Origin of the sequence: Coleofasciculus sp. (assembly GCF_046539235.1) — a bacterium.
In the GTDB taxonomy this organism is placed as follows: Bacteria; Cyanobacteriota; Cyanobacteriia; order Cyanobacteriales; family Coleofasciculaceae; genus Coleofasciculus.
This window is the reverse complement of the sequence record NZ_JBKHHI010000001.1, coordinates 1-24,422: the sequence shown is the minus strand read 5'-3', so window position 1 is coordinate 24,422 and position 24,422 is coordinate 1. Positions and strand designations below refer to the sequence as shown.

Here is a 24,422-nt window from a genome sequence, read left to right as displayed (position 1 = left end):
TATGTTACAAGGCTTTTTCCAAATTGCCATAATTTTAGCAATATTAGTGGCAATTGTTCCCTTTTTTGGCACCTATATGGCGAGGGTATTCTTGGGTGAGAGAACCATTCTCGACCCAATTCTAACACCGATTGAACGAGTCATTTATAAGCTAATTGGAGTCCGCCCGCAACGGGATATGACTGGTTGGCAGTATGCCAAAGGCGTGCTTTACAGCAACCTCGCCATGTTTGTTCTGGTGTATTTAATCTTCATGCTTCAGGGGATTCTACCTTTGAATCCCACAGAATTAGATGCACCGAGTTGGGACTTAGCCCTACACACGGCGATTTCCTTTGTTACTAACACCAATCAGCAGCATTACTCTGGCGAAACCACATTCAGTTATGCCTCTCAAATGCTAGCCCTGGGGTATTTAATGTTTACGTCAGCGGCGACAGGTTTGGCAGTAGGAATCGCATTCATCCGAGGGTTAACAGGTCGATCCCTGGGGAACTTCTATGTGGATTTAACCCGATCAATCACCCGAATTTTGCTGCCGATTTCTCTAGTTGGGGGATTAGTCTTACTCATCCTCGGTGTCCCCGAAACCTTAGCTGGATCGGCGGTTGCCACCACCTTAGAAGGTGCCACACAATACATTGCCAGAGGTCCAGTTGCTCACTTTGAAATGATTAAAGAACTGGGCGAAAACGGGGGAGGATTTTTTGGCATCAACTCAGCCCATCCCTTTGAAAACCCCAACGGTGCGACTAACCTGATTGAAACGATTAAGTAGGTTGGTGGAAATAAACTCAACCATATTAAGTTATGTTAACAAGCCTCAAACCCTTACAAATGACGAATGACCAATGACGAATGACGTAGCTTGCTTCTCGCGAAAGCGAGTTCCCCACCGTTAACTTTAATTGTCCCCACCTACTTACCATGTTGGTTATTCCCGCCGCACTCATTTACACCTACGGCATCTTTGCTAATAATAAAAAGCCAGGCTGGTTACTCTTTGGCATGGTTTTTTTGATCTATGCCGTCCTGATTGTAGTTGCTGCCATCGGTGAGTATCAAGGGAATCCCTTAGTCAATAATCGTTTAGGTGAATTGGCAACAAACTTGGAAGGAAAAGAAGTGCGCTTTGATTGGGCATTAACAGCCCTTTGGGCAGTCTCTACCACAGGAACGATGTGTGGTGCAGTGAACGGAATGCATGATTCATTGATGCCACCGGGAGGTTTTACCACCCTATTCAATATGTTCCTACAAATTGTTTGGGGGGGTCAAGGAACGGGAACTGCCTATCTGTTTACCTTCTTAATCTTGACGGTATTTCTCACCGGATTGATGGTGGGGCGAACCCCCGAACTCTTTGGACGCAAGATTGAAAAGCACGAAATTGTTCTGGCGAGTGTAATTTTGCTAGTCCACCCGATTATGATTTTGATTCCTGGTGCGATTAGTATTTCCTTCGCGGATACGATGGGTTTGCCAGATGTAGAAACCCTAGCCGGAATTACGAATCCCGGCTTTCACGGCATCTCCCAAGTTATCTATGAATATGCCTCTGCTGCTGCTAATAACGGGTCAGGATTTGAAGGCTTAGCCGATGGTACGTTGTGGTGGAATTTGACAGCCAGCATTAGCCTTTTGGCAGGACGCTACATCCCCATTATTGCCCTATTGCTGTTAGCCGACAGTATGTACCGGAAACAGCCTGTACCAGAAACAACAGGTACGCTACGCACCGATACGGCATTGTTTACCAGTGTAACGGCTGGCGTGATTCTCATCCTTGGCGCCCTCACCTTCTTCCCTGTACTAGCCCTAGGACCAATTGCCGAAGCCTTTCAAATTGCCGCTGGCGGTTAGCATTCAGCCTTTCATCACCCGGACTAGACCCATTGATTATCCATCGTTACGGTATGAACACCAAAAAACCTCTGGAAACACCCCAAAAACCACCTCGCCGTCGTGAGAATCGACAGCAAAATAAACGAGGGCGAGTCAATACCAAAGGACTCTACAAACGCGCGTTACGGGAAGCTTTCCTCAAGCTGAACCCCCGCGTGATGATGAAAAACCCAGTCATGTTTGTGGTTTGGGTGGGTACAATCATCACCATTTTGCTGGCGCTATATCCGAGTTTGTTTGGTCCGGTGCCTGGAGACAATCAGCGCTTATTTAATAGTCTGGTTGCCATCATTCTCTTACTCACGATTCTATTTGCCAATTTTGCCGAAGCCGTAGCAGAAGGGCGGGGTAAAGCACAAGCAGATTCCTTGCGTTCGACTCAATCCGATACCGTCGCCCGGAAACTTTTGCCTGATAAGACGGTGGTAGAGGTGAGTTCCACCGAATTGCATAAAGGTGAAACCATTAAAGTGATTGCCGGTGACATCATTCCCGCCGATGGGGAAGTGATTGAAGGGGTGGCTTCGGTTGATGAATCCGCTATTACTGGGGAATCCGCCCCGGTTCTCAAGGAACCCGGTTCTGATGTGGCAAGTTCGGTGACAGGGGGAACCCGGATTCTATCTGATGAACTGATTATCCGGGTAACGGCAGAGCCGGGTCAAGGATTCCTGGATAGGATGATTGCTTTGGTGGAAGGGGCACAACGCAGCAAGACGCCGAATGAGATTGCTTTAACTGTGTTGTTGGCGGTTCTTACCCAGGTGTTTTTAATTGTCGTGGTAACAATTCCCCCAATTGCTAATTATGTGGGTTCGCCGGTGGGAGTGGTTACCTTAATTGCCCTATTGGTGGCGCTAATTCCGACAACCATTGGCGGATTACTCAGTGCGATTGGTATCGCTGGGATGGATAGAGTTGCCCAGTTTAACGTAGTAGCCACATCGGGACGGGCAGTGGAAGCCTGTGGTGATGTGAATACCTTGGTTTTGGATAAAACTGGCACGATTACCCTGGGGAACCGCTTGGCGGAGGAGTTCATTCCCGTAAATGGTCACTCCGCTGTCGAGGTTGCCGATGTTGCATTAGCTGCCAGTATCTTTGATCAGACGCCGGAAGGCAAGTCGATTGTGAAACTGGCACATCAAATGGGTTCAGCTGTCACCTTTGACCGCAACGCGGCGGAAGGGGTGGAGTTTACGGCGAAAACTCGTATGAGTGGCACAAATCTCCCCAATGGAGACGAGATACGCAAAGGCGCTGTGGATGCGATTAAGGGATTTGTGCGGTCTCGGGGCGGTCAATTGACATCTGACTTAGATGAAGCTGACGAACGGGTTTCTCGCTTAGGAGGGACTCCCTTGGCGGTTGCCTGTGGTGAGGATATTTATGGCGTAATTTACCTCAAAGATATCATCAAACCCGGAATGCGCGATCGCTTTGACCAGTTGCGGCGCATGGGGGTTAAGAGTGTGATGCTGACTGGGGATAACCGAATTACTGCCTCTGTGATTGCCCAAGAAACCGGAGTGGATGACTTTATTGCCGAAGCGACACCGGAAGATAAAATCGCCGTGATTCAACGGGAACAAGCGGCGGGCAAATTGGTGGCGATGACAGGGGATGGGACGAATGACGCCCCAGCCTTGGCACAGGCAAATGTGGGATTAGCCATGAATTCCGGCACACAAGCGGCAAAGGAAGCGGCGAATATGGTGGATTTAGATTCTGATCCGACGAAGTTAATTGATTTGGTCACGATTGGCAAGCAGTTGTTGATTACGCGGGGGGCGTTAACCACCTTTTCTTTGGCAAATGATATCGCCAAATATTTTGCGATTATACCCGCCATGTTTGCGGCTGTTGGTATTGGCAGTCTCAATATTATGGGGTTAGCCAGCGCTCAATCTGCCATATTAGCGGCGCTGATTTACAATGCCTTGATTATTCCTGCCTTAATTCCTTTGGCATTAAAAGGTGTGAAGTTTAGACCCTTAAGTGCCAATCAATTGTTGCGACGAAATATCTTGATTTATGGGTTAGGAGGAATTGTTGCACCGTTTATCGGAATTAAAGGGATTGATTGGTTAATAGCAGCTGTGGGATTGGCGTAGAACAAAGATTTAACCAGGAGATAACAGATGAAACCAGGGAAGGATGTAAACGAAATTTTACCCAGAGACGTGAGTGAACTGATTGAGTTAGTCCAGGAACAGTGGCAAGGCAATCGCTTACCGATTCAACTCTTTCTACTGATGTGCTTAAATCTCGCGATCGCGCCAGCCGTCTATGCCACGACAGGGGATGAAATTACCCGCAAAGCGGCTTATGCGATCGGTATTTTGGGCATTGTCACGCTGGGACTAGCGGTGTATTTATTTGTGGTTATTTTTCAACCGGAGCGATTTTAATTATGTGGAAAGAACTTGTTGAAGAAATTCGCAGTAGAATAGTCAATTGGCGCATCAAGCGCCAGTGGCGGCATGTATGGTTAGAAAGGTATCAGAAAAAACACCAGAAAAAACAATCAAAGACATCTGAACCGAACCAGCCGAAGGAACTATGTAAATTCCCTTAACTTGCCTCAGAAATAGGGGGAGTATCTTACTCCCCTAACCTACCCTACCAACACGACCCATTCATCATTCAAAACCATGTCTGTCATTCGAGAAACGATTACCGGAATTCGTGCCACAGTAGTTTTGTGGATTTTGACTGCCTTAATTTATCCCTTTTTGATGATTTTTATCGGTCAAGTGTTTTTTCCCTATCAAGCCAATGGCAGTTTGATTACCAATAACCAAGGAGAGGTAATCGGTTCAGCGTTGATTGGTCAATCCTTCTCCTCTGCACAATATTTCTGGAGTCGTCCTAGTACCGTAAACTACTCTGAAGGAGAAGATGCGGCACCAACTGGTGTTTCTGGTGCGAGTAATTTAGCACCCAGTAATCCAGAATTAATCCTACGAATTCAGGAAACCATTGATCAACTTCAGGAAGCAGGAATTGAGCCAACGGCTGATTTAGTTTATGCCTCGGGTTCTGGCTTAGATCCGCATATTAGCATTGAGGCAGCCAGAAGACAAATTGAACGGGTTGCCCAGGCACGTTCCCTAGAAACCAATCAAGTTGAGACTCTCATTCGTCAATATACAGACGGTCGATTTCTCGGCATCTTTGGTGAACCCGGAGTAAATGTTTTAAGGCTAAATTTGGCACTTGATGCGCTGTAACGGGTTAAACCTTAAGGGAATAGTACGGAAGCCTATCACCTTTTTAGGTTCTGACTTTTCACAGTATGTGGTGCCTCTGTAGGGGCGGGTTTCACAACTATCTTTTTAGTTGTACCCAGATGTGACTAAACCCGCCCAGACGCTTCAAAAGCGCGTCTCTACAATAGTTTCTAGACTTCCCGTGCAAAGTGAGGTGTAGGTTGGGTTGAGGAACGAAACCCAACGAGAGCGAGTTAACTTGAAGGTTATGTGCAGAACTAACAGGTTCTCAATGGCACTGACTAACCAGTTTATAGAGCAATTTCAGCCTTTAATTGCTGACGATAACCTGCATTATGTCAGTGACAGTCATCCTCAATGAGTTGTGACTAAGTATTCCTACAGTATAGGTCATGAAACTGCGAACAAAAATTCTAGCGGGTTATGGTTCCACCTTACTATTAGTTATTCTCGTTTGTGGCTGGGGTGTGGTTAATCTTCGCCGTCTAGGTAAAGCGAGTGAAGCCATTCTCCGGGAAAACTACCGTAGCATTCTGGCAGCAGAAAATATGATTGATGCCATTGAACGACAGGATAGTGCGACGCTGTTAATTTTGCTGGGAGATAAGGAAAAGGGAACTGATCAGTTTTGGGCGAATGAAGTGGTATTTTTGCAGTGGCTGGGTAGAGCCAAGGACAATATCACGATTCCCGGAGAACAGCAGCTTATTCTCAGTCTTGAAACCCGCTACAAAACTTACATTAATGCAGTTTCAGAATTACAGAATCATAAATCAACTCAAACACCAATTCCTGTAGACTACTATTATGAAACTGTATTCCCCTTGTTTGAATCAGTACGCCAGAACTCTACCGAATTGCGAGAGTTAAATCAGCAAACCATGGTGTCTGCTTCAGAACGAACTCAGCGCCTCTCACATCAAGCCATTTGGTCAATGACGCTTACCGGAGGAACAGCAGCCGGTTTAGGTATGGAATAAATTACCTCTTATCACACACCAATAAAGGAGACGGAAACAATGAATAATGCCAACATTTTACTTGTAGATGATGAGAAAAATATTCGACTAACCATTGCTCAGTCATTAGACCCATTAGGCTATCAGGTGGCAACAGCAGACAATGGTGAGGATGCTCTATTACAGTTACAAGCCCAAGAATACGCTCTGATTCTATTAGACCTAAAAATGCCAGGAATGAATGGATTAGAAGTGCTGCGACGTGCTATCGAGATACATCCAGATATTAAAGTTATCATTATTTCCGCACATGGCACGATTGAAGATGCTGTTGAAGCAATGAAGCTCGGCGCTGTCGATTTTTTGCAAAAGCCGTTTACTCCTAAAGAACTGCGTGATCTTGTTTTCCAGGTTTTAGAGATTGAATCCTCTAGTACCAATGAATCATCTAGCTATAAAAAGGAAATAAATATTGCCAAAAAATGGCGGCGTAAACGGCAATTTAACAAAGCAATTGTCCATATTAAACAAGCCATTGGTTTAGATCCATCTCTACCCGATGCCTTTAATATGTTGGGTTAATTACAGGAAATTGAAGGCGAGTTATTGGAAGCGTTAAAAAATTACCGAGTTGCTCTAGACCTTGACCCCACCTACAAGCCTGCACAAGCGAACCTTAAACGAGCCACGCAATCCCCCAAAAGCCGTCCTCCGTTGAGTTAACGCCATGCGGAAATTGATTCTATTTTTGACTACCTCATTTCTAGTCAGATTTCTAATTTGGATTCCGCTGCGGTTTTTATTTCTCAGGCTCTTTGGATTCTACGTCGGGAGTTATCTGTTTAATTTTTTTGGAGGTCTCCTATTTCTCTATTTTTTAGAGCGGCTTTTTGTCCTTTTCCGAGAAGATGATGGGCGAGGTCTAATTGGCGTGTTTATACCGGAATGGATAGAACAACCTGTTGCTAAGATGTTTTGGCAAATCACTCGACCTGTGCGAAAAAAATGGTTTATTTATAAACACGGCTATTCTCCACAAGTTCAACCTAAAAAAGAACCCGTTCAAAAATAAAGTGTTGGTCACTTGTAAAATAGACATCCCTAATTAGAATGCTCCTACCGACTTACCTAGCTCAAGTCTTACCCGGACCGATTACTGACCCCGTAGCCGTTTTCCTCACCATTTTGGCGATTATGTTAGTCGCTCCCCTGCTATTTGAGCGATTGCAACTCCCTGGTATTGTGGGGTTAATCCTGGCTGGTGTGGTGGTTGGACCTCATGTTCTGGGTCTGCTGGAACGTGACAGTACAATTGTTCTATTAGGAACCGTCGGTTCACTTTCCGAAGACTACTTTATAAGTTAATTTCTACGTTTTGACCCGCGATGATTAATAAAGACGAACTCACCCATTCATCCGCTTCCCCTGAATCTTTTGAACCCCCTACCAGCCGTCGCGGAAAACACCGTCTGTATATCGGTATGGCACCGGGCGTGGGTAAAACCTATCGAATGTTACAAGAAGCGCATCGACTTAGAGAAGAAGGAATTGATGTCGTTATTGGGTTATTAGAAACTCACGGACGCCAGGAGACAGCAGCCGCCGCTGAGGGACTAGAAATGGTTCCCCGTTTATCTATATGTCGAGGAAACACAACGCTTACGGAAATGGACACCAATACAATTCTGGCGCGTCAACCGCAACTGGTATTAGATGAACTCGCCCATACGAATATAAAGGGTTTGCCTAGAGAAAAACGTTATCAAGATGTTGAAGTTATTTTAGATGCCGGGATTGATGCTTTTTCTACCGTTAATATCCAACATTTAGAAAGTCTCAACGATTTAGTTGCCAAAATTACCGGGGTTGTCGTGCGAGAACGAATACCCGATCGCCTCTTGGATGAAGCCGACGAAGTGGTTATTGTCGATGTCACGCCAGAAACTTTAGAAGAAAGATTAATCGAAGGGAAAATTTACGCCCCTGAAAAAATAGAACAATCTCTACAGAATTTCTTCCAACGCCGAAACCTACTCTCCTTACGAGAATTGGCACTGCGGGAAGTGGCTGACAACTTGGAAGCCGTGGCTGAAAAGTCTACCCTAACAGGCAAATTTTACAGCGTTCACGAACGGGTGTTAGTTTGTGTCTCAACCTATCCTAATTCAGCTCAACTGCTACGACGGGGGGCGCGGTTAGCGACTATCATGCGAGCCCGTTTATATGGATTATTTGTGGCTCACCCGGAACAGTTTCTCACCAAAGATGAAATCCTCTATATAGAAATGTGTGAGCATTTTTGTCAGGAATTTGGGGGTGAATTTTTACACGTCACCAGCACCAATATTCCCAACGCGATCGCCAAAGTAGCACATAACTACCACATTACTCAAGTAGTGGTGGGACAAACTCATAAATCCCGATGGCAGTTAGCGTTACGAGGTTCTCCTGTGAAGCAGTTGCTGCGGTATCTCAAGGATGTTGACTTGCACATCATTGCCACCTAGCTGAATGGGAGTATCACTAAGGCATGACGAAAGTTTTTGATCATCGGGCGTGCAAGCAGGGGAATCAGGGGAAGCTGGCTAGATTTAGAGCAAGGATGAAGGCAAACCTGGGTTTTCTGCTTCATCCTTGCTGTTTTTCCCGGTAAATTCTTAGCCAGAGGGAACATTCAAGCCACATTTTCGATCATAATTTAGCAAGGAGAGAAAAAGTCTCCTGAGTTTGTACTGCGATACTATCGACCTTTTGTAGAAAGAAGCACTGCCATGGTTCAATACTCCATTAGTGCCACCAACAATCCCAAAAAACCGATCAAACTGTGCATCTGGGAATCGGCTGTGCGGACTGACTCTCGCGTTCGCCCCTTTCACTTCAAAGCGAATTATAGCTGTGAGACTCTACCCGAAGCCATGGAAATTCTTCGACAAGTTGAGACGGAGTCCCAACAATACGAGGCGGTTGCCTAATGAACCAAAGGACAAATGACCAAAAGGCGTTTCAAAGGGTTTTCCCAGAGACATTCGACTGGCAAAGCTGGCATCAATTTGCCAATTGGAACTTTTACCGAGAAAAGGATTACCTTTACCTTTTTCTAGTCAATAACGCCTGAACAGACTCCCACCTATTGCATCTAATCTTGTATCGAGGACGATTCATGGTCAATCATTTAACCAGTCGCCCACTTCTTATTGCAGGTTTACTTGTCGTCTTCATTGCGCTTGCACCCATTGTCGTGCTGTTCACCCAATCACCCACTTATCTCTCCCCAGCGCAACTGCTGAGTGATCCGTTTCTACAATTGCCCACTGACACCTCTGTGCGCGTGGTTTGGTTTACAGAATTTGCGGGAACCCGTCATAGTGTAGCTTATGGAAAAGGACTCAAAAGGATTGCGATCGCGAATACCACCAAACTCAGTCGTAGCCGGGAAGACCAAAAATCCCGTGTTGGTGAGCAAACCGAAGATGCTCAAGTTTACCAAAAACCGACACTAAGGGATATCTGGCGACATGAAGCCGAGGTAACGGAACTCACTCCCGGTACAAGAGTTCCCTATCAAGTAACCAGCGTGCGGAATGATGGACAAATCATCAAGAGTAACCCATTTACCTTAGCCGCTGCACCTCCCCCTGATACCCCCCTAAAAATTCTGCTCACCTCAGATCACCAACTCATGCCCATGACAGCCGCCAATTTACAAAAGGTAGCAGAAACTGTGGGTAAAGTGGATGCCATTTTTCTAGCCGGAGACTTAGTAAATATTCCCGATCGCGCTTCCGAATGGTTTGATGATAATCGCGGCGGTGCTTTCTTTCCCGCGCTTCAGGGACATGCTCATTATCAACTGGAGAAGAATAACATTACTACCCGCTACACTGGAGGTGAGTTAATTCAACATGCTCCTCTGTTTCCCGCCACGGGAAATCATGAGGTCATGGGACGATTTTCTACAGATAGCGGATTAAATGACCAGTTCAATGACCCGATTCCTCGCCAAGTTGCCGCAGAAATCTATCAACAAATGTCCGCTCAGTTAAACTCTAATAACCCTCTCATTTGGCTCAAATATCATTCATTTAATACCGATACCTACAACGAAATTTTTACGCTACCGGGAAAAGAGAACTATTACGCCATTACCTTTGGTGATATTCATCTAATTTCCCTGTATATTACTAATATCTGGAGAACGCCCAGCCTCAAACCCAATGCCAAAGGACGGTATCGGGAACGGGAAGCCGATTTAAATGATCCCACGGCTTGGGGATATGGACAGCATATTTTTGAACCGATTAAACGGGGAAGTCCTCAGTATAACTGGCTCCAGGCTGAACTCAACAGTCCAGAATTCCAACAAGCCAAATACAAAATCGTCATGTTTCACCATCCGCCCCATTCCTTAGGCGACAATATTGTCCCGCCTTATACTGACCCCGTACAAACTATTGAACGGGATAGAAAGGGAACAATTACGGCGGTGCGTTATGACTATCCCCCCCAAGCCGATTATATTATTCGGGATGTGATACCCTTACTCGAAACCGCAGGTGTACAACTGGTTTTATATGGACATTCCCATCTTTGGAATCGCTTTGTGAATCCTCAGGGAATCCATTTTCTGGAATCATCCAATGTGGGGAATACTTACGGGGCTTACCTGAGTGAAAAACAGCGCCAAGTGCCAGAGGGAAAAGATTACGCGGCGACAGGTGATCCCAGTGGATTAGAGCCAATTCTGCCAACGATTGCACCATTACGCGGGGAGGATAATCAACCCTTACCGTATATTTCCAGTAACGATATCACCGTATTTAGCATCTTAGACACCAGCACAGGAATCGTCAGCAGTTATCGCTTTGATACCACGAAACCAGACTCAGACGTAATTAAGTTTGATGAATTTCAAATCACTCAACCGAAGCAGAAAACCCAGGTTCGTAGTCAGGGCTTTAGCCTAACCAAGTCAGTAATCCCATCATTATCGTTAAATGATCCCTAAAGAACTTGTTTGCCACTCATAAGCTGTGAAATAGAGGCTCTCTAAATCGAGTAAAATAGTCTGAGTTGTCCTGTTTGAGGGAAAATAAGGATATGGCAGATAAAATTAGTTGAGAGGCTGTAGACAACCTATGGCATTTACCGACTTCAAATCCCTGGCTCAAGTTCAACAAGAATACAATATCAAGTATTCAGAGGAAACCTTTATTTCATATATTAACTTGAAACCTTCAGATGATTTCTGTAACGAATTTGAATTTAACCTAGAAAATATAGATGTTTTTACATCTGAAGCCTCTCGCTGTGAGAATGTCATTTATCCAATCTTGAGAGAAGTCTATAAAAGCTTTGTTGATCAATACACACTCTGGAGTCATAAGTCCATTACTTATGATCATAAACTCACAGGCACACCTGATTATTTAATATCAACAAAATCAGAACTCGGAAAAACAATACTGGGTTTACCGCTTGTCGTGGTTGTTGAAGCCAAACAGAATAACTTTATTGAAGGGTGGGGTCAATGCCTTGCGGAGTTAATTGCCGCACAGAAGATGAACCAGAATGAAACACAACCTGTCTATGGCATTGTTACCGATGGAGAATTATGGCAACTGGGGCGGCTGGTGAGGGATGTTTTTACGAAAGAGAAAACCAGAATAGCGATTACAGATTTAGATAAATTATTTGGCGCGATCGGGTTTTTGCTAGCTGACTTTAAAAGGCTAGAGATTAGCTGATCAAAACTGTGATAGATTTTGCTGATCGTATTGATTTCAACAAGTGCTACCGCCAATTGCTTAGGCGAGAAATTGAATTAAACTCACAGGAATTCAGTTACCGTTGTGGTGGGCAAGAGCAACGAACAATAATATAAGGGTGGGTTGGTTTATAACTCTTGCCCACCCTACCTAAAATCTGTGGAAACCTGCGTAGACAGGTTTTGTGTGTGTAGCTGCGGTTTCAACCGCACTGTTGAGAATTGGACTTACACATTAAACCGAAATAGCATCACATCGCCTTCTTGTACCACATACTCTTTCCCTTCCGCCCGCACTAATCCTTTGTCCTTCGCCGCATTCATTGAACCAGACGCAACTAAATCATCATAAGCAACCGTTTCCGCCCGAATAAAACCCCGCTCAAAATCAGTGTGAATCGTACCAGCCGCTTGGGGGGCTTTCATTCCGGCTGTAATCGTCCAAGCCCGGGTTTCTTTGGGTCCGGTGGTTAAAAAGGTGCGTAATCCTAACAAGTTGTATGTAGCCCGAATTAAGGATTTTAAGCCCCCTTCTTCCACACCTAACGACTCCAAGAAATCCCCCCGTTCATCTTCGGGTAACTCAACTAATTCTGACTCGACTTGCGCCGAAACCACTACGACTTCCGCTGTCTCAGCCGTGGCTACTTGTCGCACTTGTTCCACCCATTCATTCCCACTGGCTAAATCATCTTCTGACACATTCGCCGCATAAATAATCGGTTTCGCACTGAGTAATCCTAACGGCTTCACCGCCTCGGCTTCGTCTTCGGTTAAACTAATATTTCGCGCCGATTTACCTTGATTCAATCCCGCACTCAACTTCTCCAAGGCTTCCAGTTCCAACTGCGCCTCTTTACTCGTCCGCGCCTGCTTGCGGGTGCGTTCCATGCGGCGTTCTACTTGGGCTAAATCCGCTAACGCAAGTTCCAGATTAATTACGTCAATGTCGCGCACTGGATCAACGGAACCGGAAACATGGATAATATTTTCATCATCAAAACAGCGCACAACATGAACAATGGCATCCACTTCTCGGATATTGGCTAAAAATTGGTTCCCGAGTCCCTCGCCTTTACTCGCCCCCTTCACCAATCCAGCAATATCGACAAACTCAATCCGAGTTGGCACAATTTGCTCAGAGGTGGAAATCTTCGCCAGCACAGACAACCGTTGATCGGGTACAGCGACAACCCCGACATTCGGCTCAATCGTGCAGAAGGGGAAATTCGCCGCATCTGCTTTCGCATTGGCGACGAGGGCGTTAAATAGAGTAGATTTGCCTACGTTGGGTAATCCCACAATTCCGGCTCTTAACATGTCAGCGCAATTTGGAAACGATTTAAGGAGTTCTAAACGTGGTTAAAATTATCGGTCGTAAACCTTTGGGTACTCAACCAGTCTATGACATTGGCGTCGAGCGCGACCATAATTTTCTGCTGGCGAATGGTTCGGTGGCGTCCAATTGCTTTAACAAGTCCCACTCCACGGCTTATGGCTATGTTACCTATCAGACGGCTTATCTGAAAGCCAATTATCCGGTGGAGTACATGACAGCGCTGCTAACCGCCAGTAGTGGGAATCAGGATAAGGTGCAGAAGTACATCGCCACCTGTACCACCATGGGCATCGATGTCTTGCAGCCGGATATTAACCGATCGCAGGTTGATTTTACCCCAGTCTCTGGCAAAATCTTATTTGGATTCTCGGCAATCCGGAATTTGGGCGAGGGGGCGATTGATAATATTCTCAAGGAACGGGAAGCGGGAGGAGAGTTTCAGTCATTAGCCGATTTTTGCGATCGCGTGGATTTGCGGGTGGTGAATCGTCGCGCCTTGGAATCCCTAATTTACTCTGGGGCATTCGATAGCCTAGAACATAATCGCAAACAACTGATTCACGATTTAGAGGTGCTGATTAGTTGGGCGCAAGATCGGGCTAAGGATCGAGAGAGTGGTCAAATCAATATTTTTGATGTCTTAGGAAACAAGGATAATAACGACAGTGATGGGAATGAGGCATGGAAAGCCGCCCCAACAACCCCGAAGATTGAGGATTTCTCGGCTCAAGAAAAGCTACAGCAAGAAAAAGAATTACTCGGCTTCTATGTCTCGGATCACCCCCTAAAATCCGTGCGTCCAGTCGCCAATCAGGTGCTGACTCCGATCAACCTCAACGAATTAGGCGATCAAAGCAAACGCAGCATCCTGAGTGCCATTGTCATGCTGACTGAGGTCAAATTTCACAATACCAAAACAAGTGGCGAGCGCATGGCATTTGTGCAAATGGAAGACCTCACAAGTCAAGCCGATGGTGTTATTTTTCCGAAAACCTTTGAGCGGATTAGTTCCTTAATTGAAAAAGATGCCCGTCTAATTGTTTGGGGTAAGGCGGATGAACGAGATGAGAAAATTCAGATGATTATTGAAGACGTCGAACCCATTGAAACGGCACAAATGATTATCGTGGAACTAACCCCCCAGAGCGTGGACACAGCCACCTTGAAACGTCTCCAATCGATTTTGCAAGAACAATCTGGGGAGAGGAAACCGCAAAAAGTGCCAGTTATCGCTAGAGTTGGGGCGTTAAATCAGAGCCAATTTGTGCGCTTTGATCCTAAATACTGGGTACAAGATTATGAAGGTATGGTTGACAGGCTGAAGTCGGCGGGATTTCAAGCTCGCACCAAGGCGTTGGCGGAAAATCAGTAGGGGATGCGATGCGATCGCCTCCATCGCCCCCAGGTCAAGATAATAGGTCAAGATAATCTGTAGGGGCGGGTTTAGGAACTAACCTATCGGCACATAACCGATAAAAGTTGTTCAAAACCCGCCCTTTCCTAGTGCATCCTGGCAGAAATAACTGAACAGCTAACATCTCCCCTAGCTCCCCCAACTCCCCTAGCTCCCTCTGCTCCCCCTGCTTCATCGTATCTACAAAGCTGCTCAAGTATAGCAGTAGACACATCGATGAGACACCACTAGAATCACTCTCAATTTCTACAAAAGCTGAATCTTTGCCATCTGGGAAATGACAAAATTAAGCAACATTGGCGGGTTCGACTTGCGCCAAAAACTGGAACGCTTTAGCAATATAAGTCGCACATTGTTTAGGAGACGTATCATAAAAAGCACGCCAAGCGGCTGCCTTATATTCGTCATACTTATCGGCTCGTTCTGGATATCGCTCCAACCAGCCTAACCGCACAGCATGACCAATTAAAACATCCAGGACAATGTATTCTTCAATTTCCAACTCTGGATTTCGTTCCAATATCGTGGCTAATTCCACAAGTGCCTCAATATTCACCTGTCGATAGGTGGGGACTTGAATTTTATTCAGTATGAGGTTCAGATTTAATCAGAATACTTAAGTAAATCAGGAGTTCTTGAGTCAAAACGCGATCGCGAATATCCTCTCGACAAAATTCGTCAATTTTTGCCCGGAGTTCCAGATGAGACATTGGGTTTTTAATCAGAGAAGCCTCACTGTAGGCTTTCCCAACCGTTATCTGTTTCCCGCGCACCAAAATATCCGTCACCGCATCGGACAAACTAATTTCGACTTTATTCAGTAACCCCGCGGCTTGACGAATCACACCCCAGTAGGGAGAGGCTCCTTCACTACTGGCTCTTATATACACTTCATTCAGCAAATCCGCCACCGTCACCGATCGTTTAGGTTGACCAAACCCTGTATCAAAATCCAGTCCCCGCAAGTTTTTCAGGGTGCGTAATAATTCAATTTGCTCATAAAGATTTTCTGAATGCCGTAAACTATCGAGCAAGAGTTGGAGATTCGTTTCGCATTCCAGCAGGAATTCCTGCGTATGACTTAACGGACCATTTTTTCGTGGACTATTTCTCAGGTAATAATCAGGAGGAGCCGCATCTTGAACCGCAGAGTCGGTAAACTCAAACCCTTGCAGCAGATCAATGCGTTCAACGCCTGCTGTGAGCATTAACTGATTTAAACGCCCTAACTTCACCCGCACTCCATTACAGAATCCCTCTTGTAATTCCCGGATTAATTCCAGTAAAGCTGAACCTTGAAGTTGCTCTTGTCCCAGGTGATTAGTTTCCTCTCCTGTCTGCACCATCTGATGCGTTAATAATAATGTCACCGTCGGACGTCCCAACTCACCCCAGTGGCGTTGAATATAAGCCAGTTCACTTTTAATTTGAGCCACCAGGAAATGATAATCCAGGGTTAAATAAAACTGTTGCTGGTCTAAAAACGCTGGCAAAAATACAATCGTTTCTTGCCCGAAGCGAAAAATACGAGATGTGGTCAAACTTCGTAGGCGTCGAATCGGGCGTCCAGTTAATCCCAAAGAGTCACACCGTCCAATTTGGGCATACAATCGGGATAGATCAGTCGCCTGACGCACTTGCACGGGATCGACTTGTTTGGGGGTCTGTGTGGCAATCCCATAAGCTGCCAGTTGCGCCTGTAATGCTTCATCCTCTGCTAACAGGGCAATTTGTACCACCGGATCTTGGTGACGCCCTACGCAAAAATGACGCCCTAAGGGGTCAACATCTCCCCGCGTAATTAATCCGTCATGAAGCATTTGGGCAAGCAGATACAAACTCTGCGCCCAGACAAGCGGCAAATTTTCATTGGGTTGGCGATTTTGGGAACGGGGAGAAGCGCGTTCGGCTTCAATTTTGTCCTCAGGCACGTAATACACTTCCGGTAATAAGCGCATCCCATCTCGCTCAACCAGCAATGTATCCAAACGCCCCAGATAATTCCGCGCCCGTTCAATGTCTCCCCGGAACCAGCCATCTAGGGCTAAGTATGTAAAAAATAGGGGCCACTCGCATTCAATATGTTCAAATTGTTGCAGTTCCCAGGGTTCATAATGCAAGCGGGTGGTATCTTCGAGTACCGTTTGATGTCCATCTCGCAGGAACCGCTTACACCCGTAGAGTCCTTGTAATTTATCGACAATCTTTTGACGAGTTCTATCCAGCAGTTCCACGTCTTCGATGGCAAATGCCGGGAAGCCGATTATACTTAACAATGCCGCATCGGTTTCTTTGGAACTCGATTCCCGTGGTAATAGGGATTCTAACGTAATCCGCGATCGGGCAATTTCATCGGGAAGAACGTGGATGACGGAGGCTTGAGATCCCCGCACGCCAAATAAATCGAGTCCGTTAATCGCCTCTAATGCGGCTTTTGCCATGCCAACGGAACTGGCGTTGAGTTCAGGATTCCCGTGATTAACTTTATTTCCCCGTTCCCAAATTCCGTAATCCGGTGTCCGATAGGTACGACCAATGTAATACACCAGATTCTGAATGAAATGCACTTCAGCAATGGTGTAAACAATGTGTAACCCCGATGCGGTCATCTGAGCCAGCATCAACAGGAATAGGGAGGTAGCATCGAGCTGCAAATGACCCCACTCATCATCCCCCACAACCACATCACCAGTGCTGGTATCGTACTTGGCGTGCAGTGCGTCTAGCAGAGATTGGTTGTCTTTGAACCGTTCCACTTTGGCGGCTTGCCGCATCATACAAAACAGCAGCCCCCGCATCAGTTTGACCACACTTTGTTCCAGTTCAAAGGTGCGCCCACTATCGGCGTCAAGTTTGCGGTACGCTAAGGCTAATCCCCAAACCGCCAAAATGCTGTAAACGTTATCCCTAACCCAGGCATCGGTGTAGTCACCATGGGCATTCACTGCTGTACTGGCGGGTAATAATCCGGTAATTGGATTTTGGCGATCAATAATAACGCGAATCTGTTGGTAGTAATTGTCGAGTCTAGCTGGCTGTTGAGCTGCGATGATAGACATCCCTTAATCAAACTTGATATAAAATTTATTTTTCCAGGGTCGTTAGTGAGAGTTCATGAGTTAATTGTTCTTAGCATTCCGGAGATAATATTCATCTATCTTTACCGTCACCTTGACCCACTTCTTGTCGTTTTGCCAACAATTCGTTACATTAATTTACATAATGTAACCAAAACAACGAAGTTATGCATCGTACAGACTTAAGTAATGGGGAAAGAATAGCTGGGTGTTCAACTCGATGAACCCCAGCTTTCTGGTCTTGTCCTAGCGGATATATTCCTTGAGAATACTGTTGCGATTAGGATGGCGTAGTTTCCGCAGGGCTTTTGCCTCGATTTGGCGAATGCGTTCGCGGGTCACGTTAAAGATTTGACCGATTTCTTCTAGGGTTTTCATCCGTCCGTCATCTAACCCGTAGCGCAAGCGGAGTACATCTCGTTCGCGGGGGCTTAAGGTATCCAGAACGCTTTCTAAGTCTTCCCGCAGCAGATTTTTGGATACTTGGTCTTCTGGCGTTTCACCATCGGCTTCGATAAAGTCACCCAGGCGAGAGTCTTCTTCTTTACCAATTGGTGTTTCCAGGGAGATGGGAAGTTGGGCAGATTTGGCAATAAATCGCAGCTTCTCGATGGTCATTTCCATGCGATCGGCAATTTCTTCTTCCGTGGGTTTGCGACCCAATTCTTGAGAGAGGATTTTGGTGGTCTTTTTGATCCGGGAGATGGTTTCGTAGAGGTGAACGGGGAGGCGAATGGTACGGGATTGATCCGCGATCGCACGAGTGATTGCTTGTCGAATCCACCATGTCGCGTAGGTGGAGAATTTGTATCCTTTCTCGTGGTCGAACTTTTCCGCCGCCCGGATCAGTCCTAAAGATCCTTCTTGAATCAGGTCTTGAAACGACAGACCCCGATTCATATATTTCTTGGCAATGGACACAACTAGACGCAGGTTAGACTGCACCATTTTCTCTTTTGCCCGCCGACCCAGGAAAAGGCGTTTGCGAAAGGCGGGAAGTTCCATGTTGACTGAACTCGCCCATTCTCCTTCCTTCGGTTCTCGCTCGAGCTGATCATACAAGCGATCGCGAATACGTTCTAACTCTAACAAGTCAGCAATTTTACGTGCCAGTTCAATTTCTTCATCAGCCCGTAATAGCCGAATTCGACCAATTTCTTGTAGGTAGAGGCGAATGGAATCTTCGGTATAGTGCTTCTTTTTCGCTTGTGTGCGACGGCGGGTAGAACGCACCTTACCAGGCTTAGCATCTTCCTCCTCCGGTTCTGGTTGAACGGCTTCCGAGTTCACGTCCGCCAGATCATTTTGAGTGGCTTCATCCTCCAGCAAGAATTCAAACTCGCTTTGAGGCTGAGAAATTGTTGCAAGTACGTCGTGTGCCTGGGTCATGCCTTTTTCCTCATGCTCCTTCAGTTAAATACCAGTAGATGTCTAATAATCTACTTAAAAGTTTAGCCAGCGATTTCATCTTACCTTTTGCATTCTAATCGGTTATTGAATTTTTGAGCCTGATAAACTCAGATGAAATTTATTCCTCTTAACTCAATAGGGATATGAATGCCTGGTCAAGTAATTTTCCATCCTGGCGGCTGTTGAGACTTTTTGATTCTAGCTTTAATTCAAAAAACTTGTTCGCGCTTTTGGTCAACTTAGATGGGCTGATAATCTTCAGCGCTTAAGAGCTTTTGCGCGAAATAGAAATGAATATTTGCCTAAAGAATGAAACCATTATAGATTGTCTTTCCTCGATTTGCATGGCTAGATGAATTGAGGGACTAAGTCTAACTTGATGGAAGTATGCGAATAGAGTTGTAAGCTTTACTGTTACGCTGGGGAAAGCCATCGAAACTGAATCCATCTGCTTGATGTCTCCCGGTTAGGTCAATCCTTCTTTAATGTACTCTGGGACTAGACTGGTTCGTCCCGGACAAATCGCTGAAATGTGATCAGCCATTTTAATGAAGTTAGCTGACACTTCAACAGCCTTAGTTTCTCTAGAGTTCATGAAACACCCTATTTTAGTACAAACGTTCTGTATTGAGAGGATTCTTCTTCTTTGACTACGTTAGCGAAGTTCGGCGTACATGCAACAAATTTTTTGAGGGTAGAGGTAATGCATAAGTCACGAAGGCTCGATGGTGTGTAAAACATTTGTTTTAGCACACAATAGGAGTAGTTGTGTTGAAAATCTGAAGAAAATTTGCCGAGATGGTTACAATACGTAACGCTTGTGTCATCTTATGTAAACTGGCAGTCGGAGATGGAGACAAGACAGAGGGCAGAGGGCAGATGGCAGAAGGGCAAGATCAAGGTGGCAAGGTAAAAGGGAATGATCAGTGTTTAGACGAACAAGACAAGATATCAGCAGCCACTGCGCCTCTACCTCCCTGGTTATTTTCCCTAAGATTTAACTCTATATATAGTTGTAATAATCCCAGTTTTTGGCTTATGGTACTCTACCGATAGCGTTAACGCCAACTTAGTTAACAGCAAAAATGCCTGATTTGAGTTGCCATAGTTGATCAATGGTCACAAAATTATATCCTTGATCCAGTAGAGTTGGGATTAAGCTGGCTGTAGTTTGTGTCACATCTTCTCCTCCACAGTAACCATCATGCAAGACCAGGAGTGATCCATTCTGTACTTGCTGTAGGACTCGCCGGACAACGACTGAAGTCCCCGGACGTACCCAATCTTCTGGTACAACACTCCACATCACAGGTCGGTAATGCCATTGGTGTAATAATCTGAGAGTTTGGGGAGTAAACAAACCATTCGGGGGGCGAACATCCCGCAGGCGATCGGAGTTCAGTCCACAAGCTTGAGTAATTGTTGCTTGGGTTTTTTCTAAACTTTGCTTGAGCGTATCTGGTGTCAGCAAGGGGAAAGAGTGGTGATGATAGCCGTGCAATCCAATCCAATGACCCTTGGCATAGACCTCACGGGCAACGTTTGGTGCCGATTTGACGCAAGTACCTAACCAGAAAAAGCTGGCTTTTATATCGTAGCGTTCTAGAACGTGCAGAAGTTGGGGGGTGTACTGGGGGTGAGGACCATCATCAAACGTAAGGGCAATGGTTCGTGACTGGGGTGAACCTGACCAAAGGCAATGGGGAAAGGTTGTTTTCAGAATTGGGTATAAAAGGGGATAGAGTGGGGCAAACTGCATAGGGTAGGAGGGGGAGCAGGGGGAGATGGGAATACAGCCGATTCTGTAGGGGCGGGTTTTACCCATAACGTTTTGGCACAAACCGATAACTGAACTAAACCCGCCCTTGTCCGGATTCAGGGGACTCAACACTCAAAACTTAAGTCATCCAGGGTCAATTGACCGTCAAAGGCATAGAATGTAATGCGAGAGATATTCGGCGCATTAATCTGTAGCTGGGTATTGGGAGGTGTAGATGAATCTGATCCAGCTAAATTGGGTTGAGTCGTCACTTGATCAATAAGCATACCCTGGGAGTCGTAAGCAGACATGATCGTTCGCTGGGAACTGGTGACGTAGCAGCAGAACCGAGCAATCGGCTGCAAAAATGTTGCTTCTAGCCAACCGCTTTTAGGTGCCGCCATGAGTACGATTGTACCAGAGCGGGGAGGATAGGCAGGGTTTGATGGCTGTAGAGCGATCGCGTTTTTAAATGTCACTCCCAACTGATGAAATTGATGCTCTACCACTTCAAAACAGGTTAAAGCTTCCAAATTAAGGCAGACACTCTTCGGTCTTATCACGAGTAAACTCGACTCATATTCAGCTATATCCCAGCCAGGAGAAGCGATCGCCCCTTGCGACTTGATGAAGTTATCATCTATAATTTCCTGTAACTGTAAATTGCATTGCATTGTTATAACAAATTTTAAACAATAAATAAATTGATCAGATCGAACACCGGAAAGCTTATAACTCTATAAGCCGAGAAAAAATGTCAAGTTTTAGGTTTCAAGCACCGCTCAAATATCCGGCTCTCAAAATCACCCGATATCTCCGCTCTGCTGGCAAATCAAGTCTACAGGCTGGTTATACTCAAATTGAAACTCAGCCGCAATGATGCTCCCTGGAACCGTCTCACTCAAAACTACAAGTGTTTTTTAGGTGATTACTGATATGAGTTTGTACCCTTTTGTGTGTAAACGTCCACTCACATAAAATCCTCCGATGAAATAATATTGAGAAAAGTTCCCTCAGTTCAAAACTTATGATTTTAACGCCTTTCTCAAAGATTGACTCACGTTGACCTAGGATTCCGGGTTAAGGGAATCAACTTAAAGTCAGAGGCTCTCGACCCTAGAATCAGGGATGATAGCAATAGCGATAAGGTTGAGATATGATTGAACCCAACGGTTTTAAACAGCACTCCTTAGTGACCTCACTGGGACGCATGACATACTACACGGCTGACGACATGCCGTGGCAAACCCCAGAAACCCCTGAGCCAGAAGAACGACCAACATTAGTCTTTTTGCATGGCTTTGGGGGCGGGTCATCAGCCTATGAGTGGTCAAAGGTCTATCCGGCATTTGCCAGTGAGTATCGAATTTTAGCCCCTGATCTCATCGGTTGGGGTCGTTCAGAGCATCCTGAACGCAATTATCAGATTGATGACTACATCACCACGATTAATGAATTCCTAGAGCAAACCTGTCCTCAAGGAACACCAGTGATTGCTTCGTCTCTAACCGCCGCTTTGACAATCCGAGCCGCGATCGCGCGTCCTGAACTGTATAAGTCTCTGATTCTCACCACTCCATCAGGACTCTCTGATTTCGGGGAAGACTACACACGTAGCTTTTTTGCTCAGTTAATCAGCACACCGATTCTGGATCGCATCCTCTACAGCACTGGCGTCGCCACTGAAGGCGGTATCCGCAGTTTCTTAGAAACCCGGCAATTTGCTCGTTCGAGCCGAATTTACTCAGAAATCGTGGATGCTTATTTAGCCTCAGCTCAACAACCCAATGCTGAATATGCAGCGCTGTCGTTTGTGCGGGGAGACTTGTGCTTTGACTTATCCCTGTACATTACTCAACTGACCACTCCCACAGCAATTATCTGGGGACAAAAATCGGAATTTACCAGCCCAGAAATCGGCAAACGACTGGCGGCTCTCAATCCGAAAGCCGTTCAAGTCTTTCAAACCCTTGAGGATGTTGGATTGACTCCTCAGCTCGAATTACCAGCCGTCACAATTGGCTTAATCCGAAAGTATTTGAAGATGCTGAATTCAGAGGAAACGATAGGCGATTAAGAGTTTGTCATTGGTCATTTGTCATTGGTCATTTGTCATTTGGTAACATTTTTCCCTAAAGCTAAACCTGCCTGTCAAAGCATTTTCAAGAATCAAGAAACAGTTGTTTATCCTGTTCTCTCTTACCTGTTCGGGAGCATTGCAATTTGGCACGTTCGCTGTTTTAAAGGTGCTGAAACCATTGCAGTGTAGTGACTTTTGGGAATGCTTTAACGGGATGCTCCCACCTGTTCCCTGTTCCCTATGACACACCGAGCGGAGCCGAGGTGTTCCCTGTTCCCTTTCATTCAACCCTGACATCAATCACGCTAGCGTTGAAATTGTAATCCTTACCCTCTAATTCCACAGGCGTTCCAATTTTAAGCTTGCTATTTCCCAGAACTGGGCCATCGTTGGTAATAGTGGCTTGACCACCGAGGGTCATTAGTATATCAGTGCTAAAGGTGTCAGGTCTGGGATCGGGTAGTGCTTTAGCCGAGCCATCGGGTTGAGGTACAATAACCAGTCTTGGCAATTCTTTTACCGATATGATGTCTACCTGACCAGAGGGTTGATGGCGAATAACGATATTTGTTTTCTTTTCTTCTCTAAATTGAGACATCAAATCCTCTGGCTTACGCACGCTCAAACCTCGAACAATCAAATCAACTTCAACAGATTTTTTGGCGCTGCTTCCAGGTATCTGGGCGACGGAACCTGTACCCGGAATGACAAAGATTCCCACAATCACTAATAAAATGACCAAGGCAGCCCCTAGATCAAGAATGCTGATTTTACCAAAAAGACGACCTTTAGAATCCAACATAGTCATAAATCCTTACGATTAGTAGTTTTTAACTCTCGTTTTAACATCAGCAGAAGACTCAGTTATGCTGTCCTGAGTTAAATTACTATGGCAGCAACAATAGAATCAGTATAACCTGTGGAAAGCTTAGGAGTTTAAAACCGCTACCGCGCATTCCTCTCCGGTCTCGCATACACGGAGTTTCCTGCGACGGAGGCATTATTATGAGGATTCTTATGCTAGGCACAACGGCAGTCTCCAAAGGCTACTGAGCTTTACTGGCGTCTTCAGCGTGTGGGAGGTAAGCGATCGCGTCGTTCGTAGTAGGCACTTTAGTGCCATAAACCTGACGGGGTGATACGCTACTTGGAAAGTAGATAGTCTACACGGTATAAGGTAGTAATAATAAGGCTTTGGCTTTGTTGTCAGTCCATGAGAGATCAGCGCTAAAGCGCTTACTACAAACTCTAAAGTTGACGCTATGGATCAGTCTCCCTCATCCGCTTTACCGAAGCCAGAGATTAAAACGCTGCGTTTTACCACCAAGTTTACCTATGGAGTGGGTGAGTTATCAGCCGCGATTCCTGGCAATATTTTATCCTTTTTCTTCTTGTTTTTTCTCACGAATATCGCTGGACTTAGTGCGAGTAAAGCGGGTACTGTGATGCTGATTAGCAAAGCCTGGGATGCGATTAATGATC

General features: G+C 45.6%; 19 protein-coding genes and 3 pseudogenes. 16 read left to right on the top strand and 6 right to left on the bottom strand.

Annotated elements, in window-relative coordinates; translation table 11 throughout:
• Window position 1 precedes the first annotated feature (1 nt).
• The 12 genes and pseudogenes from kdpA to ACLFWI_RS00055 all read left to right on the top strand — a co-directional run bounded on the left by kdpA (window position 2) and on the right by ACLFWI_RS00055 (window position 11,841).
• A pseudogene (gene kdpA / locus ACLFWI_RS00110) lies at window positions 2-1,863 on the top strand (potassium-transporting ATPase subunit KdpA).
• A gap of 53 nt (window positions 1,864-1,916) precedes the next feature.
• Entirely contained in the window at window positions 1,917-4,019 is a 2,103-nt protein-coding gene (gene kdpB, locus ACLFWI_RS00105; protein WP_446411210.1) for a potassium-transporting ATPase subunit KdpB, read from the top strand.
• Between the two features lie 27 nt (window positions 4,020-4,046).
• The gene (gene kdpF / locus ACLFWI_RS00100) at window positions 4,047-4,316 is read left to right on the top strand and encodes a K(+)-transporting ATPase subunit F (protein WP_446410754.1); all 270 of its coding nucleotides are present in this window, start codon (window positions 4,047-4,049) and stop codon (window positions 4,314-4,316) included.
• A 243-nt stretch (window positions 4,317-4,559) separates the two neighbouring features.
• Complete coding sequence (gene kdpC, locus ACLFWI_RS00095) at window positions 4,560-5,138, top strand: K(+)-transporting ATPase subunit C (protein ID WP_446411209.1); 579 nt, start codon at window positions 4,560-4,562, stop codon at window positions 5,136-5,138.
• A 392-nt stretch (window positions 5,139-5,530) separates the two neighbouring features.
• Window positions 5,531-6,118, top strand: coding sequence for a hypothetical protein (locus tag ACLFWI_RS00090; RefSeq protein ID WP_446411208.1), 588 nt, complete (start codon window positions 5,531-5,533; stop codon window positions 6,116-6,118).
• 39 nt (window positions 6,119-6,157) lie between these two features.
• Window positions 6,158-6,679, top strand: a complete 522-nt coding sequence (locus ACLFWI_RS00085) for a sigma-54-dependent transcriptional regulator (RefSeq protein ID WP_446411207.1) — start codon at window positions 6,158-6,160, stop codon at window positions 6,677-6,679.
• A 145-nt stretch (window positions 6,680-6,824) separates the two neighbouring features.
• Window positions 6,825-7,169, top strand: coding sequence for a hypothetical protein (locus tag ACLFWI_RS00080; RefSeq protein WP_446411206.1), 345 nt, complete (start codon window positions 6,825-6,827; stop codon window positions 7,167-7,169).
• A 38-nt stretch (window positions 7,170-7,207) separates the two neighbouring features.
• Window positions 7,208-7,438: pseudogene (locus ACLFWI_RS00075) on the top strand (cation:proton antiporter domain-containing protein); the annotation flags it as partial.
• Between the two features lie 44 nt (window positions 7,439-7,482).
• A complete protein-coding gene (locus ACLFWI_RS00070; protein ID WP_446411205.1) occupies window positions 7,483-8,604 on the top strand; it encodes a sensor histidine kinase KdpD in 1,122 nt (373 codons plus the stop codon).
• 264 nt (window positions 8,605-8,868) lie between these two features.
• Complete coding sequence (locus ACLFWI_RS00065) at window positions 8,869-9,069, top strand: hypothetical protein (protein WP_446411204.1); 201 nt, start codon at window positions 8,869-8,871, stop codon at window positions 9,067-9,069.
• 188 nt (window positions 9,070-9,257) lie between these two features.
• On the top strand, window positions 9,258-11,102 hold the full coding sequence (locus ACLFWI_RS00060) for a metallophosphoesterase (RefSeq protein WP_446411203.1): 1,845 nt from the start codon (window positions 9,258-9,260) through the stop codon (window positions 11,100-11,102).
• A gap of 130 nt (window positions 11,103-11,232) precedes the next feature.
• Window positions 11,233-11,841: a hypothetical protein gene (locus ACLFWI_RS00055; RefSeq protein WP_446411202.1), complete on the top strand. Its 609-nt coding sequence runs from the start codon at window positions 11,233-11,235 to the stop codon at window positions 11,839-11,841.
• Between the two features lie 248 nt (window positions 11,842-12,089).
• On the opposite strand, the gene ychF is transcribed toward ACLFWI_RS00055, so the two are convergent.
• The gene (gene ychF / locus ACLFWI_RS00050; protein WP_446411201.1) at window positions 12,090-13,181 is read right to left on the bottom strand and encodes a redox-regulated ATPase YchF; all 1,092 of its coding nucleotides are present in this window, start codon (window positions 13,179-13,181) and stop codon (window positions 12,090-12,092) included.
• A 38-nt stretch (window positions 13,182-13,219) separates the two neighbouring features.
• Between ychF and ACLFWI_RS00045 the strand changes: the two genes are divergently transcribed.
• Window positions 13,220-14,572, top strand: a complete 1,353-nt coding sequence (locus tag ACLFWI_RS00045) for a helix-hairpin-helix domain-containing protein (RefSeq protein ID WP_446411200.1) — start codon at window positions 13,220-13,222, stop codon at window positions 14,570-14,572.
• Between the two features lie 328 nt (window positions 14,573-14,900).
• Here the strand turns inward: ACLFWI_RS00045 and ACLFWI_RS00040 are convergent.
• Together ACLFWI_RS00040 and rpoD are read right to left on the bottom strand one after the other, a co-directional pair.
• Window positions 14,901-17,673: pseudogene (locus ACLFWI_RS00040) on the bottom strand (glycoside hydrolase family 15 protein).
• Between the two features lie 264 nt (window positions 17,674-17,937).
• Entirely contained in the window at window positions 17,938-19,080 is a 1,143-nt protein-coding gene (rpoD, locus tag ACLFWI_RS00035) for an RNA polymerase sigma factor RpoD (protein ID WP_446411199.1), read from the bottom strand.
• 819 nt (window positions 19,081-19,899) lie between these two features.
• Between rpoD and ACLFWI_RS00030 the strand changes: the two genes are divergently transcribed.
• The gene (locus ACLFWI_RS00030) at window positions 19,900-20,157 is read left to right on the top strand and encodes a hypothetical protein (RefSeq protein ID WP_446411198.1); all 258 of its coding nucleotides are present in this window, start codon (window positions 19,900-19,902) and stop codon (window positions 20,155-20,157) included.
• A gap of 13 nt (window positions 20,158-20,170) precedes the next feature.
• Here the strand turns inward: ACLFWI_RS00030 and ACLFWI_RS00025 are convergent, their stop codons facing one another.
• Both ACLFWI_RS00025 and ACLFWI_RS00020 read right to left on the bottom strand, forming a co-directional pair.
• Window positions 20,171-20,860 carry a polysaccharide deacetylase family protein gene (locus tag ACLFWI_RS00025; RefSeq protein WP_446411197.1) on the bottom strand — a complete coding sequence of 230 codons (690 nt, stop codon included), beginning with the start codon at window positions 20,858-20,860 and terminating at the stop codon, window positions 20,171-20,173.
• Between the two features lie 125 nt (window positions 20,861-20,985).
• Entirely contained in the window at window positions 20,986-21,534 is a 549-nt protein-coding gene (locus tag ACLFWI_RS00020) for a hypothetical protein (RefSeq protein WP_446411196.1), read from the bottom strand.
• 482 nt (window positions 21,535-22,016) lie between these two features.
• On the opposite strand from ACLFWI_RS00020, the gene ACLFWI_RS00015 reads away from it, so the two are divergent.
• Complete coding sequence (locus ACLFWI_RS00015) at window positions 22,017-22,937, top strand: alpha/beta fold hydrolase (RefSeq protein WP_446411195.1); 921 nt, start codon at window positions 22,017-22,019, stop codon at window positions 22,935-22,937.
• A gap of 283 nt (window positions 22,938-23,220) precedes the next feature.
• On the opposite strand, the gene ACLFWI_RS00010 is transcribed toward ACLFWI_RS00015, so the two are convergent.
• The gene (locus ACLFWI_RS00010; protein WP_446411194.1) at window positions 23,221-23,748 is read right to left on the bottom strand and encodes a DUF4330 domain-containing protein; all 528 of its coding nucleotides are present in this window, start codon (window positions 23,746-23,748) and stop codon (window positions 23,221-23,223) included.
• 454 nt (window positions 23,749-24,202) lie between these two features.
• Here ACLFWI_RS00010 and ACLFWI_RS00005 point away from each other — a divergent pair.
• Window positions 24,203-24,422 (top strand): MFS transporter (locus ACLFWI_RS00005; protein ID WP_446411193.1); only part of this gene is annotated, 220 nt, incomplete at its 3' end.